The sequence below is a fragment of the Arthrobacter sp. A2-55 genome (genome assembly GCF_025548615.1).
Classification (GTDB): Bacteria; Actinomycetota; Actinomycetes; order Actinomycetales; family Micrococcaceae; genus Specibacter; species Specibacter silviterrae.
The window spans coordinates 1-15,601 of the sequence record NZ_JAJLOZ010000094.1; the positions used below are offsets into that span (position 1 = coordinate 1).

General features: G+C 68.5%; 16 protein-coding genes. 15 read left to right on the plus strand and 1 reads right to left on the minus strand.

Annotation, left to right across the window (positions count from 1 at the left end; translation table 11 throughout):
- Positions 1 to 19: 19 nt before the first annotated feature.
- Positions 20 to 1,027, minus strand: a complete 1,008-nt coding sequence (locus LPN03_RS18940) for an NADPH:quinone reductase (RefSeq protein ID WP_262455492.1) — start codon at positions 1,025 to 1,027, stop codon at positions 20 to 22.
- A 213-nt stretch (positions 1,028 to 1,240) separates the two neighbouring features.
- On the opposite strand from LPN03_RS18940, the gene LPN03_RS18945 reads away from it, so the two are divergent.
- The 15 genes from LPN03_RS18945 to LPN03_RS19015 all read left to right on the plus strand — a co-directional run.
- Positions 1,241 to 2,413, plus strand: coding sequence for a branched-chain amino acid ABC transporter substrate-binding protein (locus LPN03_RS18945; RefSeq protein WP_205678362.1), 1,173 nt, complete (start codon positions 1,241 to 1,243; stop codon positions 2,411 to 2,413).
- An 88-nt stretch (positions 2,414 to 2,501) separates the two neighbouring features.
- Positions 2,502 to 3,395 (plus strand): branched-chain amino acid ABC transporter permease, encoded by an 894-nt coding sequence (locus LPN03_RS18950; protein WP_165183319.1) that lies wholly within the window; start codon positions 2,502 to 2,504, stop codon positions 3,393 to 3,395.
- Positions 3,396 to 4,469, plus strand: coding sequence for a branched-chain amino acid ABC transporter permease (locus LPN03_RS18955; protein WP_262455494.1), 1,074 nt, complete (start codon positions 3,396 to 3,398; stop codon positions 4,467 to 4,469).
- Positions 4,466 to 5,311 (plus strand): ABC transporter ATP-binding protein, encoded by an 846-nt coding sequence (locus tag LPN03_RS18960; protein WP_262455496.1) that lies wholly within the window; start codon positions 4,466 to 4,468, stop codon positions 5,309 to 5,311. Before LPN03_RS18955 ends, LPN03_RS18960 begins: the two co-directional genes overlap by 4 nt.
- Before the next feature lie 5 nt (positions 5,312 to 5,316).
- Positions 5,317 to 6,021: an ABC transporter ATP-binding protein gene (locus tag LPN03_RS18965; protein WP_410468622.1), complete on the plus strand. Its 705-nt coding sequence runs from the start codon at positions 5,317 to 5,319 to the stop codon at positions 6,019 to 6,021.
- 36 nt (positions 6,022 to 6,057) lie between these two features.
- Positions 6,058 to 7,083, plus strand: coding sequence for a proline racemase family protein (locus LPN03_RS18970; protein WP_262455498.1), 1,026 nt, complete (start codon positions 6,058 to 6,060; stop codon positions 7,081 to 7,083).
- Between the two features lie 94 nt (positions 7,084 to 7,177).
- Entirely contained in the window at positions 7,178 to 8,083 is a 906-nt protein-coding gene (locus tag LPN03_RS18975) for a dihydrodipicolinate synthase family protein (RefSeq protein WP_262455499.1), read from the plus strand.
- 11 nt (positions 8,084 to 8,094) lie between these two features.
- Positions 8,095 to 9,096: a proline racemase family protein gene (locus LPN03_RS18980; RefSeq protein ID WP_262455500.1), complete on the plus strand. Its 1,002-nt coding sequence runs from the start codon at positions 8,095 to 8,097 to the stop codon at positions 9,094 to 9,096.
- The gene (locus tag LPN03_RS18985; RefSeq protein ID WP_262455501.1) at positions 9,093 to 10,367 is read left to right on the plus strand and encodes an aconitase X catalytic domain-containing protein; all 1,275 of its coding nucleotides are present in this window, start codon (positions 9,093 to 9,095) and stop codon (positions 10,365 to 10,367) included. The genes LPN03_RS18980 and LPN03_RS18985 overlap by 4 nt, the downstream gene beginning before the upstream one ends.
- Positions 10,348 to 10,839, plus strand: coding sequence for an aconitase X swivel domain-containing protein (locus tag LPN03_RS18990; RefSeq protein WP_262455502.1), 492 nt, complete (start codon positions 10,348 to 10,350; stop codon positions 10,837 to 10,839). Before LPN03_RS18985 ends, LPN03_RS18990 begins: the two co-directional genes overlap by 20 nt.
- Positions 10,836 to 11,789, plus strand: coding sequence for an ornithine cyclodeaminase family protein (locus LPN03_RS18995; RefSeq protein WP_262455503.1), 954 nt, complete (start codon positions 10,836 to 10,838; stop codon positions 11,787 to 11,789). Before LPN03_RS18990 ends, LPN03_RS18995 begins: the two co-directional genes overlap by 4 nt.
- Before the next feature lie 73 nt (positions 11,790 to 11,862).
- Positions 11,863 to 12,522 carry a GntR family transcriptional regulator gene (locus LPN03_RS19000; protein ID WP_165183328.1) on the plus strand — a complete coding sequence of 220 codons (660 nt, stop codon included), beginning with the start codon at positions 11,863 to 11,865 and terminating at the stop codon, positions 12,520 to 12,522.
- Between the two features lie 120 nt (positions 12,523 to 12,642).
- On the plus strand, positions 12,643 to 13,812 hold the full coding sequence (locus LPN03_RS19005; protein ID WP_262455504.1) for an NAD(P)/FAD-dependent oxidoreductase: 1,170 nt from the start codon (positions 12,643 to 12,645) through the stop codon (positions 13,810 to 13,812).
- The gene (locus LPN03_RS19010; protein ID WP_165183309.1) at positions 13,805 to 14,065 is read left to right on the plus strand and encodes a (2Fe-2S)-binding protein; all 261 of its coding nucleotides are present in this window, start codon (positions 13,805 to 13,807) and stop codon (positions 14,063 to 14,065) included. The genes LPN03_RS19005 and LPN03_RS19010 overlap by 8 nt, the downstream gene beginning before the upstream one ends.
- Positions 14,058 to 15,601 (plus strand): NAD(P)/FAD-dependent oxidoreductase (locus LPN03_RS19015; RefSeq protein WP_262455505.1); only part of this gene is annotated, 1,544 nt, incomplete at its 3' end. The genes LPN03_RS19010 and LPN03_RS19015, both read left to right, overlap by 8 nt.

Sequence of the window (15,601 nt, forward strand, 5' to 3'; positions counted from 1 at the left end):
CCGGCGCGGCTAGCCGGGGTCACTGCGGCACCAGCACCAGCTTGCCCCGGGCGGTCCCGGACTCCAGGGAAGCATGGGCGGACGCCGCAGCGGACAGGGGCAGCACGGTGACATCGCGGGCGCGCAGGCTGCCATCCTCCAGCAGTTCATTCACGGCGCCGGCCGCAGCGGCGAGCTCGGCCACCGTGGCATTGCTGATGGCAAAGCCGCGAATGCTGCCGTCGCGCGTGTAGAGCCTGCCCAGCGGAACCTGGTTGGTGGCGGCCAGCCCGGACAGGGCAATGATCCGCCCGCGCAGCGCCAAGAGGTCCACGGCCAGTTCCAGCTGATGCCGCCCGGACGTCTCAATGTGGATGTCCAGCCCGCGCCCGCCGGATGCATCCGCCACCGCGCCGCGGAGCCGGGCCGCAAAGTCCGGGGAAGCGTAGTCGATGGCCGCGGACGCCCCCAGGCTGCGGCAATACTCCAGGTCAGTGGCGCGTGCCGAGACGACCACCCTGGCGCCTGCGCGGACAGCCTGCACCAGCAGGGCGGATCCCACGCCCCCTGCGGCCCCGCCCACGAACACCGTGTCACCGCCCTGCACGTCCCCATGAACGTGCAGGGCCAGGTAGGCCGTGGCCCCCGCATGCAGCACGGCGGCCGCCTGGACCGGGTCCACGCCGTCGGGCAGGCGGTACAGCCGGTCCCGGGGAACGGCCGCGAACCGGGCCGCGGCACCGGGCCGCCCGCCAAACCCCATGGAGTTGGACCACACGGCATCCCCGCGGGCAAATCCGGGATCCCCGGCAGGGTCCGTTTCCTCCACCACGCCCACCAGGTCTCGGCCCGCCGCCTGGGGGAACGCGAGCTCCGTGGCGTACTTTCCGCTGCGGACAAAGGTGTCCACGTGGTTCACGGCCGTTGCGGCCACCCGCACCAGCACACTGCCCGGCGCCGGCACCGGGCGGGGCACCAGGCCGTGTTCGATCACTTCCGGGCCGCCCGTGGCACGGAAAAAGGCCGCTTGCATCAATTCGGGGTCCATGAATGGAGTGTATGCCCGCCCCGCGCCGTCGACGAAAGGTCTCGGTCCGGTTGCGATCGGCCCGCAGCAAAGTGCATCCATTGACAGTGCCGACCGTGACATGTCATATTTTACTGACATGTGAAGTGTGACGTGCATGACAGGCCCGGCCATCCGGGCCTTGAGTGGTTGGTTCTCAATTGGGATGTTGTCCCGTCAAAGGAGATGCAGGCAATGAAACTTCGAATTCCCAAGGCACTTGCGGTCGGTGCGGTCGCGGCGGCAATGCTCGCCACCACCACCGGCTGCGGGGGCATCCTCGGCGGCGGTGGCAGCAGTTCCTCGGCCGACACCGGACCCATCAAGATCGCCGCGGTGATCCCGCTGTCCGGCTCGAGCGCCCCCACCGGCGTTTACATGAAGAACGGCATGCAAATGGCCGTCGATGAAATCAACGCCAAGGGCGGGGTGCTGGGCCGCCAACTGTCCCTCGACCTGGAAGACGGCGCCTGCGATCCCACCCAGGCGGCCGCGGCGGCCAACAAGGCCGTCTCCAACGGGGCCCTCATTTCCGTGGGCGGCTACTGCTCCGGGGCCACGCTGCCCACGCTGCCCATTTTCAACAAGGCAAACATCCCCATGATCATTCCGGCGGCCAACTCGCAGGAATTGGTCAACCAGAAATTGCCCAATGTCTTCATGATCAACGGCACGGGCACCCAGCAGGCGGCCGCGGCAGTGAAGTTCATGGTCAAGGACGGGGTGAAGAGCGTTGCCCTGGTGGATGACAACACCAGCTATTCCAAGGACATCGCCACCGAAACCAAGAAGGACCTGGCTTCCGACGGCTCCGTCAAGGTGGCCCTTTCCACCTCCGTCACGGCAGGTGAAAGCGACTACTCCTCCGCCGTGCACGACATCATGGGCGCCAACCCGGACATGCTCTACTGGACGGGCTACTACCAGGAAGGCGGGCTGATCATCAACCAGCTCAAGGCCGCCGGGTTCAAGGGCAAGATCATGGTGGCCGACGGCAGCGTTGACCCGTCACTGGTCAAGATTGCCGGTTCCGCCAATGCCGAGGGCGTCTTCGCCACCATGACCCAGACCCCGGACACCATCAAGGGCGCCGAGACGTGGATCGCCAACTACAACAAGAAGTTCAGCTCGGCCCCCGGCCCGTACTCCACGCAGTCCTATGACGCCGTCCGCGTGGCGGCCGAGGCCATCACGCAGGCCAAGGGAACCAAGGGCGCCGATGTCATCAAGGCACTGGAGGGGATCAACGGCTTCCAGATCTTCTCCGGGCCGCTGAAGTTCACCCCGGAGCACACGCTGAGCAGCGGAGGCTTCCAGATCCTGGTGGTCCAGGGCGGAAAATTCGTCCTGAAGGATGCGCTGAGCTAGCGCAGCCGGTTGGCGGGTCCCGTCCGGGGCCCGCCAACCGCACCATTCCACCCTGAACACCGCTGACACAGCTTGAGGCAGGTCACGCATGACACAGCTCGTTTGGAACGGCCTCTTCGTAGGCTCTTTTTACGCACTTATCGCCCTGGGCTATTCCATGGTCTACGGCATCATCAAACTTTTGAACTTCGCCCATGGCGACATTTACATGCTGGGCGCCTTCGTGGGCTTTGCCATGCTGACCTCAGTGGGCGTCATTCCGGCCTCCATGTCCATCACGGCGCTGCTGATAGTGCTGCTGCTGTGCATGGTGGTCACCGGCGGCATCGGCGTCGGCATTGAGTATCTGGCGTACCGGCCGCTGCGGAACTCGCCGCGGCTCGCGGTGCTGATCACCGCCGTCGGCGCGTCCTTCACGCTGGAATACGGCGTCAGCGCCGTGGCCGGCCCCAACCCCAAGGTATTCCCGGTCAGGCTCGAGGGCGATAGCTTCACCGTCCTTGGCGCCCGCATCTCCGTTCCGCAGATCGTCCTCATGGTGATCGCGGTGCTGCTCATGCTGGGCCTGAATGCCTACATCCAGCGCACCTCGATGGGCCGGGCCATGCGTGCCATTGCCCTGGACACCAAGGGTTCGCTTTTGATGGGCATCAACGTCAACAAGGTCATCACGTGGACGTTCTTCATCGGCTCGGCCCTGGCCGGCGCCGCCGGCGTCATGGCCGGGGCCTACTACGGCAAGATCGACTTCCTCATGGGCTTCATCATCGGCCTGAAGGCGTTTACTGCGGCCGTGATCGGCGGCATCGGAAACATCAAGGGCGCCATGCTGGGCGGCCTGCTGCTGGGCCTGCTGGAAGCCTTCGGGTCCCAGTGGCTGGGCGGGGAATGGCGGGACGTGTTCACGTTCGGGGTCCTGATCGCCTTCCTGACCCTGAAACCCACCGGCCTGCTGGGCGAACGCGTAACGGAGCGTGTCTAAATGAGCGACAACGTCGACACCACCCGCGCGCCCCGCCGGATCGGCAAGCCCGCCAGCCGCATTTCCCGCCTGTTTGAAAGCAGGCAGCTGGGCTGGGCCGCCTTTGCCATCGCCGTGCTGTTCCCGTTTGTGCTGGCCAGCAACTACGCCATGAGCATCGGCACCACGGCCGTCATCTTCATCCTGCTCGCGTCCGGGCTGAACATTGTGGTGGGCTACTGCGGCCTGCTGGACCTGGGCTACATCGCGTTCATGGCTGTGGGGGCCTACACCTCCGGCATCATTGCCAAGGCCTGGGAACTGCCCATCCTCTTCACCATCCCTGCCGTGGTCGTCATGTGCATCCTGGCCGGGCTGATCATCGGCGGCCCCACGCTCCGGCTGCGCAGCGACTACCTGGCCATCGTCACCCTGGGTTTCGGCGAAATCATCCGCCTCACGGCCAACAACCTTGCGATCACGGGCGGCCCCTCCGGCATCTACGGCATCCCCGGCGTGGACCTTTTCGGCCTGGACCTCTCCGGGCCCGTGCCGTTCTACTACTTCTGCGTGGCCGTGGTGGCACTGATGGTGCTTGGTTCGGCGCGGCTGGGCAAGTCGCGGCTGGGCCGGGCGTGGCGCTTTGTCCGCGAGGATGAGGACGCCGCCGAGGCCATGGGCATCCACACCTACAAGGTCAAGCTGGCCGCGTACATCTTTGGCGCCATCTGGGGCGGGATCGGCGGCGTGCTTTTCGCCGCGCACCTTTCGGCCATCTCCCCGCAAAGCTTCGTGTTCCTGCAGTCCGCCCTGGTACTGATGGCCGTGGTGCTGGGCGGCATGGGGAACACCCGCGGCGTGGTGGTGGGAGCGGTGGTCATCTCGCTGCTGCCGGAATTCCTGCGCGACATGGGCAACCTGCGCTACGTGATCTTCGGCGTGGTGCTGGTGGCAGTCATGGTGCTCCGGCCCCAGGGCTTCTGGCCCAGCCGCGCCTATGAACCGGAGAAACTTGATGAGGCCCGCAAGGGGAAGCGCGACGGCGGCCCCCGCCCGGGTGCGCCCGTCACCACCGCGAAGGGAGGGACCCCGTGAGCCCGCTGCTGGAAGTCAATGAACTGCAGATCGCCTTTGGCGGAGTCAAGGCTGTCAACGGCCTCACCTTCTCCGCCGACGCCGGGGAGATCGTCTCGGTGATCGGCCCCAACGGCGCCGGGAAAACCAGCGCCTTCAACTGCATCACCGGGTTTTACAAGCCGGTCAGCGGATCCATCACGCTGGACGGGAAGGACATCACCGGCAAGCGGCCCGCCGTCATAGCGGCCACCGGGGTGACCCGCACCTTCCAGAACCTGCGGCTGTTCCCGGACCTGACTGTGCTGGACAACGTCCGTGGCGGCATGCACCTGTACGGCGGCCAGAATTTTGTGGACGCCCTGTTCCACACGCCCCGGTACCGCAAGAGCGAACGCTTTTACACGGAGGAGGCCCACCGCTGGCTGGACTTTGTGGGCTACCAGGGCGGGCGCGGCATCCCCGTGCGCAACCTGGCCTACGGACAGCAGCGCCAGGTGGAAATGGCACGCGCCATGGCCCGCAAGGCCAAGCTGGTGCTCCTGGACGAACCTGGGGCGGGGCTCAACCACTCGGAAAAACAGGATTTGCTGGAACTGTGCCGCAAGATCCGCGACCTTGGCGCCGCTGTGGTGCTCATTGAACATGACATGGGCGTGGTGATGGAGGTCAGCGAACGCGTGGTGGTGATGAACTTCGGCAAGGAGATTGCCGATGGCACGCCGGATGCGGTGAAGAAGAACCCGGCTGTCATTGAGGCTTACCTCGGCAAAGCCGATGAGCCAGTCAAGGCCGATGAGCCGGCCAAGGCCGATGAGCCGGCCAAAGCCGAAGGGCCGGATGCGACGGAGGGCGATTCCTGATGGCGATGCTCGAGTTTGAGAACGTGGAAGTGTTTTACGGCAAGATCCAGGCGCTGCGCGGCATCGACGTCCGGGTCGAGGAGGGCGAGATCGTTGCCCTGCTGGGAAACAACGGCGCGGGGAAGACCACCACGCTGTCGGCGGCGTCGGCCATTGTGAAGGCGCACGCGGGAAGAATCAGCTTTGACGGCAAGGACATTACGCGCGCCAAGCCGTGGGAGGTGGTGGCCGCCGGGCTGATCCACGTGCCGGAGGGGCGGCGGATTTTCTCCACCCTGTCCGTGCTGGAAAACCTGCAGCTGGGCGGCTACCTGGTGAAGGACTCGGCGACCGTGCAAAAGCGGCTCAAGGACGTCTTTGAGCTGCTGCCGCTGCTGGCGGAGCGGCGCTCGCAGCAGGGCGGCACGCTGTCCGGCGGCGAGCAGCAGATGCTGGCCATTGGCCGGGCGCTTATTGCCGGTCCGCGGATGCTGATGCTGGACGAGCCGTCCATGGGGCTGGCGCCGTTGATCGTGGCCCAGGTCATGGACGTGATCCGTGAAGTGAATGCCAACGGCACCACGGTGCTGCTGGTGGAACAAAATGCGCGGGCCGCCCTGAAGATCACCAGCCGCGGCTATGTCATTGAAAACGGGGTCACCACCATGACCGGCACGGGGGCGGAGCTGATGGCGGATTCGCGCATTGTTGAGGCCTACCTTGGTGCGTAGCATGCGGGAAATGTTGGCAGGGAGTGAAAGGGAGCAATGAAGGTTGAATCGTGGGAAATTGAAACGGTGGACTACCACACGGCGGGCGAGCCGTTCCGGATTGTGCCTGCCCTGCCGTTCTTGATTCCGGGTGCCACGGTGCTTGAACGGCGCGAAAATGCCATGGCCGGCGATGCCGACAAGCTGCGGCGCCTGCTGGTCAATGAACCCCGCGGTCATGCGGACATGTACGGCGGCTTCATCGTCCCGCCCAATGACGACGGAGCCCATTTTGGCGTGCTGTTCTGGCACAAGGACGGCTTTTCCACCGCGTGCGGCCACGGCACCATCGCCCTGGGCGCCTGGGCCGTGCGCAGCGGCCTGGTGCGGGCCCCGGACGACGGCGACACGGACGTGGTCATCGACGTCCCGTCCGGGCGTGTCACGGCCAGGGTGTCGATGGTGGACGGTGTCGTGGAGAGTGTCACCTTCCGCAACGTCCCCTCCTACGTGGTGGCCCGGGACATTGAGGTCAAGACCTCGGACTTTGGCCGGCTCCGGGTGGATGTGCTCTGGGGCGGGGCGCTGTACGCCTCGCTGCCGGCACGGGCAGCGGGACTGGACGTCACGCCGTCGAACCTGTTCAGGCTCATCTCAGCCGGCCGGCAGGTCAAGGCCGCGCTCGCGGACCATCCCGCCGCCCACCACCCCACCGACACCCGCCTGGACGGGATTTACGGCACCATCTTCCACGAGGCGGTGGGGCCGGACAGCGGCCTGGCCATGCACGGGGCGCTGGCGCAGCGCAACGTGACCATTTTTGCCGACGGGCAGGTGGACCGCTCCCCGTGCGGCTCGGGGACCGCGGCCCGGGTGGCGGCGCTGACCGATTCGGGTGAGCTGGCGTACGGGGACGTGCTGGACCACTTCTCCATCATCGACTCGCACTTCACCTCCGAGGTGGCGGGCCACTCCGACGCCGGCGTGGTGGTTGAGGTCACCGGCCGGGCGTTTCCCGTGGGGGAGTGCAAGTTCACGCTGGAGGCCGACGACGAGCTCGGGCTGGGGTTTGTGCTGCGGTAGGACCCGCACCTCTAGTATTATGTGACATTGTACTGATAGTGTGGGGGCAACAAGTTGACCCGCATGAAACAGTTTTTGGACAAAGGAGACCAGCATGACCACCCGCACCCAGCCCTGGCAGGGCATCCACGTCGCCACGGCACTTCCCTTCAACGACGACGGCAGCGTTGACCACGCCTCCTTTGGCGAGCATGTTGCCTGGCTGGCCGCCAACGGCTGCGACGGCGTCTGCCCCAACGGCTCCCTGGGCGAATACCAGACCCTGACGCCGGAAGAGCGGGCCAAGGTGGTGGAAACCGCCGTGGCCGCCTCGCCCGAGGGCTTCACCGTCATGCCGGGCGTTGCCGCGTACGGCGCGGACGAATCCCGCCGCTGGGCGGAGCAGGCCCGCGACGCCGGGGCCGCCTCCGTGCTGGCCCTGCCGCCGAACACCTTCAAGGCCGACGACGACACCGTGATGGCGCACTACCGCGAGGTGGCCAAGGCCGGCCTGCCGGTCGTGGCCTACAACAACCCCTACGACACCAAGGTGGACCTGACGCCGGCTCTGCTGGCCCGCCTCCACGCAGAGGGCCTCATCGTGGCCGTGAAGGAATTCACCGGCGACGTGCGCCGCGCCTACGAGATCGCTGAGCTGGCCCCCGAGCTGGACCTGCTGGTGGGCTCCGACGACGTACTGCTGGAACTTGGCCTGGCCGGCGCCGTCGGCTGGATTGCCGGCTACCCCAACGCCATCCCGCAAAGCACCGTGAACCTGTACAACCTGGTCACCAGCGGCAGCACCGATGACATTGCCACGGCACTGCCCATCTACCGCGACCTGCACCCGCTGCTGCGCTGGGACTCCAAGACGGAGTTTGTCCAGTCCATCAAGCTGTCCATGGACATCGCCGGGCGCAAGGGCGGGGCCTGCCGCCAGCCGCGCGGTCCGCTGCCCGCCGAGCTGGCCGCGCGCATCACGGCCGACACCGAGGCCGTGCTGGCCAAGGGCTACAAGTAAGGGATACGCCGATGCGCTCCAAGCGGGTCTTTCACGCCGTGGAGTCCCACACCGAGGGGATGCCCACCCGGGTCATCACCGGCGGTGTGGGCACCATCCCCGGTGCCACCATGGCCGAGAGGCGCCAGTGGTTCATGGACAACAGCGACGACGTCCGCACCCTGCTGATGTACGAACCCCGCGGCCATGCTTCCATGAGCGGGGCCATCCTGCAGCCGCCCACCCGGCCTGACGCCGACTACGGGGTGCTGTTCATCGAGGTCTCCGGGCTGCTGCCCATGTGCGGGCACGGCACCATCGGGGTGGCCACCGTGCTGGTGGAAACCGGCATGGTGCCCGTGGTGGAGCCCGTGACCACGATCCGGCTGGACACCCCGGCCGGGCTGGTCATCGCCGAGGTGGCCGTGGAGGACGGTGCCGCAAAGTCCGTCACGATCCGCAATGTGCCCTCCTTCTCGCTGGCGCTGGACCAGTCCGTGGCGGTGGAGGGCCTGGGCGAGGTGCATTACGACATGGCGTTTGGCGGAAACTTTTACGCCGTCGTCGAGCTGGAGGAGCTGGGCCTGCCGTTTGACCGGGCGGCGAAAAACGAGCTCCTGGACGCTGGGCTGAAGATCATGGACGCCATCAACGCCCACAACCCTCCGGTCCACCCGGAACGGCCCGACATCACCGGCTGCCACCACGTGTATCTCAAGGCGCCCGGCTCCACCGCCGAGCATTCACGCCACGCCATGGCCATCTACCCGGGCTGGTTTGACCGCTCGCCGTGCGGCACCGGCACCAGCGCCCGCATGGCCCAGCTGCACGCCCGCGGCGAATTGGCGCTGAACACGGACTTCGTGAACGAATCCTTCATCGGCACCCAGTTCACCGGACGACTGGTCGAGGAAACCACTGTGGGCGGGCTGCCCGCCGTGGTCCCCACCATCACGGGCCGGGCCTGGATCACCGGCACGGCCCAGTACCACCTGGACCCCGAGGACCCCTTCCCGGCCGGGTTTTTGCTGTGACCACCCCCGGGCCCGTGCTCACCGCCGAGGAGGCCGCCATGCTCCGCGGCGACAGCGGGCCCGGGGTGGCCATGGCCATGCGCATGGTGGTGGCGCTGGCCGGCGTGCTTGGGGCCGAACGGCTCATGCCCGTCACCGGCGCCCACATCGACAGCTGCCTTTACCACGGGCAGGCCGGGCTGGACTTTGCCGAAAAGCTTGCTTCCCTCGGTGCCCGGGTGGCCGTCCCCACCACGCTCAACTCCAGTTCGCTGGACCTCATGCACCCGGGCCTGGTGCGGCTGCCGCCCGAAGATGCCGTGCCGGCCCGCGCACTCATGGACGCCTACCGTGCCCTCGGCGCCCGCCCCACCTGGACCTGCGCGCCCTACCAGTCCGCGGAACGGCCCGCGTTTGGTGAGAACGTTGCCTGGGCAGAATCCAACGCCATCGTCTTCGCCAACTCCGTGCTGGGCGCCCGCACCGAACGCTACGGCGACTTCATTGACATTTGCGCCGCCATCACGGGCCGCGTGCCCCACGCCGGCCTGCACCTCGATGAACACCGGCTGCCCACGCTGGAACTTGACTGTTCCGCGCTGTCCCCGGCCATGCTGGGCGAGGAGGCCGTCTGGGCCGCCCTGGGCGATGTGGTGGGGCGCCTGTCCGGTTCCGGCGTGCCGCTGCTGACGGGCATCGACCCCGCCTCGGTGGATGAGGACAGGCTCAAGGCGCTGGGCGCCACCGCGGCCTCTTCCGGCGGCGTGGCGCTGTTCCATGTGGCTGGCGTGACTCCCGAGGCCCTCACGCCGGGACCCGGGTGGGCCGCGCTGCCGTCCACACCCGTCACCTCCGCCATGCTGCGGGCCGCCCGGGATGAACTTTCCACCGTCGCGGACCCGTCGGCGCCGCTGGATGCCGTGGCCCTGGGCACGCCGCACTTTTCGGTGCGCGAGTTTGAAAAGCTGGCCGCCGCCCTCGCCGGCACCCGCCCCTTCCACCCGGGCTGCACCGTGTGGATCAACACCTCCCGCGAGGTGCTGGCACAGGCGCGCGAGGCCGGGCTGGTCCAGGCTGCCGAGGAACGCGGTGCGCGGATTGTGGCGGACACCTGCACCTACATCACGCCCATCCTGGCGCCGGAGGAGCGGACCGTCATGACGCCGTCGGGCAAGTGGGCCTGGTACGCCCCCATGAACATCGGCGTGGACGTGGTGTTTGGCACGCTGGCCGAGTGCCTCGCGTCCGCAAGGGCCGGACGGGTGGTGCGCGATGACAGCCAGTGGAACTGAAGGTGAGCTGGCCGCGGCAGCCCTGTGCCCGGGCGTTGGCAGCGGGCAGCTGTTGCCGCTGGATGAGCCGCTGTCCTTCTGGGGCGGCACCGACCGCAGGACAGGCATGATCATTGACGCCCACCACCCCCAGCACGGCACCTCGATCGCCGGCCGGGTGCTGCTCATGGACGCCACGCGCGGGTCAAGCTCATCCTCCTCCGTCCTGGCCGAACAGCTGCGCGCGGGCGTGGGCCCGGCCGCCATCCTGCTGACTGCCCGCGACGCCATCGTGGCCCTCGGCGCCCTGGCCGCCGCCGAGCTGTACGGCACCGCCATGCCCCTTGCCATGCTCGACGCCGGCGCATCGGCCACGCTGCGCACCGTTGCCGGGCCCATGCCCATCGTGTCGGTGACGGCGCGCGCGGACGGGACTGCCGCCGTCGTTCTTCAGCCTCCCAGCATCCCCCGCCAAACAAAGGACCCTTCATGACCCTGCCGTACATCGACGCCACCGAGCTGGCCGCGCTGATGTCCCCGGCCGCCGCCGTGGCCGCCCTCGAGGACGCCCTGCGCGGCGGACAGGACCCCGAGCTGGACTCGCCACGGCTGTTTGCCCCGCTTTCAGCCGGGGAGTTCCTGCTGATGCCCGCCCAGTCCGCGAAGTATGCCGGGGTGAAAGTGGCCACCGTGGCGCCGGGCAACCCCGCCAAGGGGCACCCGAAAATCCAGGGCACGTACCTGCTGCTGGACGGGGAGTTCCTCACGCCGCTGGCCGCCCTTGACGGCGCCGAGCTGACGCTGATCCGCACCCCGGCCGTGACCACCCTGGCGCTCAAGCACCTCCTGGGGCTGCGGGGCGCCACACGGGCCGGTGCGGTGGCGGTGTTTGGGACGTCGCTGCAGGCGGACCGGCACATTGAGGCGCTGCACGCGGTGTGCGGCATTGATTCCCTCGTGGTGGTGGGCCGCCGGGACGAAGCCGCTGCCGCGCTGGCGGAAAAGTGGGCCGGCCGCGGGGTGCCCGCCCGCAGTGGTTCCGCCGCGGACGTGGCCGGGGCGGACGTGGTGGTCTGTGCAACGTCCTCCGCCACCCCCATTTTTGACGGTGCGCTGGTCCGGGACGGCGCCGTGGTGGCCGCGATCGGCTCGCACGGGCTGGACGCCCGGGAGGTTGACCCTTCGTTGGCGCGGCGGGCCGCCGTGGTGGTGGAGGGCCGGGCTTCGGCGCTGCGCGAGGCCGGGGACCTGATCCCCGCACGGTCCCCGCAGGAGTGGGCCGCCGGCGGACTGGCCACGCTGTCGGAGCTGGTGAACGGGCAGTTTGCACCGACGTCCGGGAAGCCGCTGCTGTACTCGGGGGTGGGGATGTCCTGGGAGGACATTGTGGTGGCCGGGCGGGCGTATGAACTTTTTATCCCGCCAGCCGCAGCCATGCACTAAAATGTCATATTGTAGTGGGATTTTCGTTCCGCTTTCACTGCTTTAGCTGGGATTAGGAGGGGCCGTGGGCTCCATGGAACGCTCGCACCTGACGGTTGTCAAGAAAAACGTCAGCCTGCGGGAAACGGTGACAAAGGCCCTCCGTGCGGCCGTGATCTCGGGGGAGATGAAGCCCGGGGAGGTCTATTCGGCCCCCACCTTGGGCAAGCGATTTGGCGTGTCCCCCACACCGGTGCGCGAGGCCATGCTCGACCTGGCCAAGGAAGGCCTGGTTGTCTCCCTGCCGAACAAGGGCTTCCGGGTCACCGAGGTGTCCGACGGCGACCTCGACGAGATCACCGCCCTGCGGCTGTTGATCGAGCCGCCCACCGTCAGCGCCGTCACCCCGCTCATTGACGCCGCCGGGCTGGCCCGGCTGCGCAAGATGGCCGAGGACATTGTCACGTTCGCCGGCGAAGGTGACCTCATTGCCTACACGGAGGCGGACCGCGCCTTCCACATTGCCGTTTTGGAATACAGCGGCAACCGCCGCCTGGTGGCGTTGATTTCCGAGCTCCGCGCCCACACCCGGCTGCTGGGCCTGGCCCCGCTGGCCGCCACTGGCAAGCTGCGGGACATGTCACTGGAACACGTGGAACTTGTTGACCTCATGGCTGCCGGCAAGGCACGGGAGGCGCAGGACCTCATGACCCGCCACATTGGCCACGTCCGCGGCGAATGGGCCAGGCACTAACCCCCCCCCTCGTTGAGATTCGAGATAACCACCTCCGAAGGAGCCCCGGGGAGGTGGTTATCTCGAACCTCAACGGGCGCGGGGGTGTTCGCGGACAGTAGCATGTGACATACTACTGTTATGAAGTTGCCCCTCTCGGCTGACGTTGTGGTCATCGGTGCCGGCGCCGTGGGCGCCGCCTGTGCTTATTTTGCCGCACTCGCGGGACTGAAGGTGGCCGTGCTGGACAGCGGCCCCGTTGCCGGCGGCACCTCCAGCGCCTGCGAGGGAAACATCCTGGTCTCCGACAAGGAGGCCGGCCCCGAACTGGAACTGTCCCTCTACTCGCAGTCCCTGTGGCGCGGCGAGCTGGCCGAACACGGGCCGCTGTGGGAATTTGAATCCAAGGGCGGGCTGGTGGTGTCGGCGCGGGAAACCACGCAGGCCAACCTGGCACGCCTGGCGGGACGGCAGCGGGAGGCGGGGATCGACGTCGAACTGGTGGCGGGGGCGGAGCTGCACAGCCACGAACCGCACCTGGCACCCGGCATGGCCGGCGGCGCCTTCTACCCGCAGGACGCGCAGGTGCAGCCGATGCTGGCCGCCGCGCACCTGCTCCGACTGGCCCGCGGCCTGGGCGCCACCGTCCATCCGGGCACTGAAGTCACCGGCTTTCTGCGCCGCGGCGACGCCGTCACGGGCGTGGCCACCGCGCGCGGGAACGTCAGCGCCAACTCCGTGGTCAACGCCGCCGGGACCTGGGGCGGCGCCGTGGCGTCGCTGGCCGGCGTCCGTGTTCCTGTGCTGCCCCGGAAGGGCTACGTGATGGTCACCGAACCGCTTCCCGTGATGGTCCGCCACAAGGTGTACGCGGCCGAATACGTGGACAATGTGGCCAGCTCCGATGCCGGGCTGCAGACCTCGCCCGTGGTGGAGGGGACGGATTCGGGCACCATCCTGATCGGTTCCAGCCGCGAACGGGTGGGCTTTGACAAGTCCTTCAACCCGCACGTGCTGGCGGAAATGGCGGGCAAGGCCATGGCGCTTTTCCCGTTCCTGCAGGAGGCCAAGGTGCTCCGCAGCTACTTTGGCTTCCGCCCCTACTGCCCCGACCACCTGCCCGTCATCGGCCCGGATCCGCGCGCTCCCGGGCTGTGGCATGCCTGCGGGCACGAAGGCGCCGGGATCGGGCTTTCGGTGGGCACCGGCGCGCTGGTGGCGGCGTCGCTCACGGGCGCAGCCCCCGCCCTGGACCTGGCGCCGTTTGCGCCGGAACGCTTTGACACCGACTTGGAGGGCGCACATGCCTGAGCTGCACCTGACCCTGGACGGCGCGCCGCTGTCCGCCCGCCCCGGCCAAACCGTGGGCGCCGCGCTCACCGAGGCCGGCATCACCGCGTGGCGCACCACCCGCAAGGAAGGGCGTCCGCGCGGCCTGTTTTGCGGCATCGGCGTGTGCTTCGACTGCCTGATAACGGCCGACGGCGTCCCCAACCAGCGCGCCTGCCTCACCCCTGCGAGGGACGGCATGGCACTGGAGACAGGGGCGGGCCCCGATGTTTGACGTTGCCATTGTCGGCGCCGGGCCGGCTGGTTTGGCTGCCGCCGTCCACGCCGCCGACGTGGGCCTGTCCGTGGTCCTCGTCGACGCCGGTGCGCAGCCGGGCGGGCAGTTCTGGCGGCACGCGGTCGAGGCGCCGGTGGGTGCGGAGCCCGGGGCTGCGGTGCCCGGGGCTGCGGCGCCGGGGCCTGCGAAGCTTGACGCTGCGGATGCCCGGACTCCCGCCGGCCACCACGACTGGAAGCGTTTCGCGGACCTCCGCGCGCGGCTGTACGCCCACGAAGCCGCCGGCACCGTGGAGTACTGGCGCACCACCCAGGTGTGGCTGCTCGAGCCGGGGGAGGGGTCAACCCTGTTGCGCCTGGCTCCGGCGCTGGACATCCCCGGCGGCGGGCCGGAGCAGCTGCCCTCAGACGTCCGTGCGCGGCAGGTGATTCTCTGCCCCGGCGGCTACGACCGCCAGCTTCCGGTCCCCGGCTGGGACCTGCCCGGGGTCATGGCCGCCGGCGGGGCGCAGGCGTTGCTGAAGGCGAGCGGGACAGCTCCCGGGAGGGTCGCCGTCGTGGGTGGAACCGGGCCCTTCCTGCTGCCCGTGGCCACGGGCCTGGCCGCGGCCGGGGTCAAAGTGGCCGCAATCTGCGAGGCCAACAGCCCCGCCGGCTGGCTGCGGAACCTGCGCGGCGCGGTGCGGGCGCCGGAAAAGGCGATGGAGGGCGCCGAGTATGCGGCGGTGCTGGCCAGGCACCGGATTCCCTACAAAATCCGCACTGCAGTGACGGAAATCCACGGCACGGACAGGGTGGAGGCCGTGACGGTCTCCAAGCTGGCCGCCGACGGCTCCGTGCTGCCCGGGACCGGACGGCGCATCGCCTGCGACGTCGTCGCCCTGGGCTGGGGCTTCACCGCGCAGCTGGAACTGGTGTTGGCAGCGGGCGCCGAAACCGCCGTGGACGTGGACGGCTCGCTGACCGCCGTGGTTGATTCGCGGCTGCGCAGCTCCGTGCCCGGGATCAGCGTGGCAGGGGAGGCCACGGGCGTGGGCGGCGCCGCAATGGCCGTGGCCGAAGGCGAGCTGGCCGCCCTCTGCGTGGCGGCGGAATCCGGCGCCGCCGCAGCCGGGGGCACCGCCCTGGGCCGCCGGATTGGCGCCCTGCAGCGTGACCGCGCCCGCCTGCGCGCCTTCGCCGAGGCCATGCACCGCGCCAATCCCGTGCCCCTGCGCTGGCACGGCTGGCTGACTCCGGAAACCGTGGTCTGCCGCTGTGAGGAAGTTACGTACGGCGCGCTGTGCACGGCGCATGCTGACCTCGGGGCCGAAGACGTCCGGAGCCTGAAATCCTTTGCCCGGCCCGGCATGGGCTGGTGCCAGGGGCGCGTGTGCGGATATGCCACGGCCTCCATCGCCGCCGACTTGGCCGGCCGCGCCTTTGACGGCCCGACGGCGGCCGCCGATTTGCGTTCCATGTCCAAGCGAACACTCGCAGCACCGGTCAGGCTCGGGCAGCTGGCCGCCCTGGCCGCTGAGCCGCCCGCCGAATC

Excerpts from the sequence above, each read along its gene's own strand:
- LPN03_RS18940 (WP_262455492.1), bottom strand. The coding sequence starts at position 1,027 with ATGGACCCCGAATTGATGCAAGCGGCCTTTTTCCGTGCCACGGGCGGC.
- LPN03_RS18945 (WP_205678362.1), top strand. The coding sequence starts at position 1,241 with ATGAAACTTCGAATTCCCAAGGCACTTGCGGTCGGTGCGGTCGCGGCG.
- LPN03_RS18950 (WP_165183319.1), top strand. The coding sequence starts at position 2,502 with ATGACACAGCTCGTTTGGAACGGCCTCTTCGTAGGCTCTTTTTACGCA.
- LPN03_RS18955 (WP_262455494.1), top strand. The coding sequence starts at position 3,396 with ATGAGCGACAACGTCGACACCACCCGCGCGCCCCGCCGGATCGGCAAG.
- LPN03_RS18965 (WP_410468622.1), top strand. The coding sequence starts at position 5,317 with ATGCTCGAGTTTGAGAACGTGGAAGTGTTTTACGGCAAGATCCAGGCG.
- LPN03_RS18970 (WP_262455498.1), top strand. The coding sequence starts at position 6,058 with ATGAAGGTTGAATCGTGGGAAATTGAAACGGTGGACTACCACACGGCG.
- LPN03_RS18975 (WP_262455499.1), top strand. The coding sequence starts at position 7,178 with ATGACCACCCGCACCCAGCCCTGGCAGGGCATCCACGTCGCCACGGCA.
- LPN03_RS18980 (WP_262455500.1), top strand. The coding sequence starts at position 8,095 with ATGCGCTCCAAGCGGGTCTTTCACGCCGTGGAGTCCCACACCGAGGGG.
- LPN03_RS18990 (WP_262455502.1), top strand. The coding sequence starts at position 10,348 with ATGACAGCCAGTGGAACTGAAGGTGAGCTGGCCGCGGCAGCCCTGTGC.
- LPN03_RS18995 (WP_262455503.1), top strand. The coding sequence starts at position 10,836 with ATGACCCTGCCGTACATCGACGCCACCGAGCTGGCCGCGCTGATGTCC.
- LPN03_RS19000 (WP_165183328.1), top strand. The coding sequence starts at position 11,863 with ATGGAACGCTCGCACCTGACGGTTGTCAAGAAAAACGTCAGCCTGCGG.
- LPN03_RS19005 (WP_262455504.1), top strand. The coding sequence starts at position 12,643 with ATGAAGTTGCCCCTCTCGGCTGACGTTGTGGTCATCGGTGCCGGCGCC.
- LPN03_RS19010 (WP_165183309.1), top strand. The coding sequence starts at position 13,805 with ATGCCTGAGCTGCACCTGACCCTGGACGGCGCGCCGCTGTCCGCCCGC.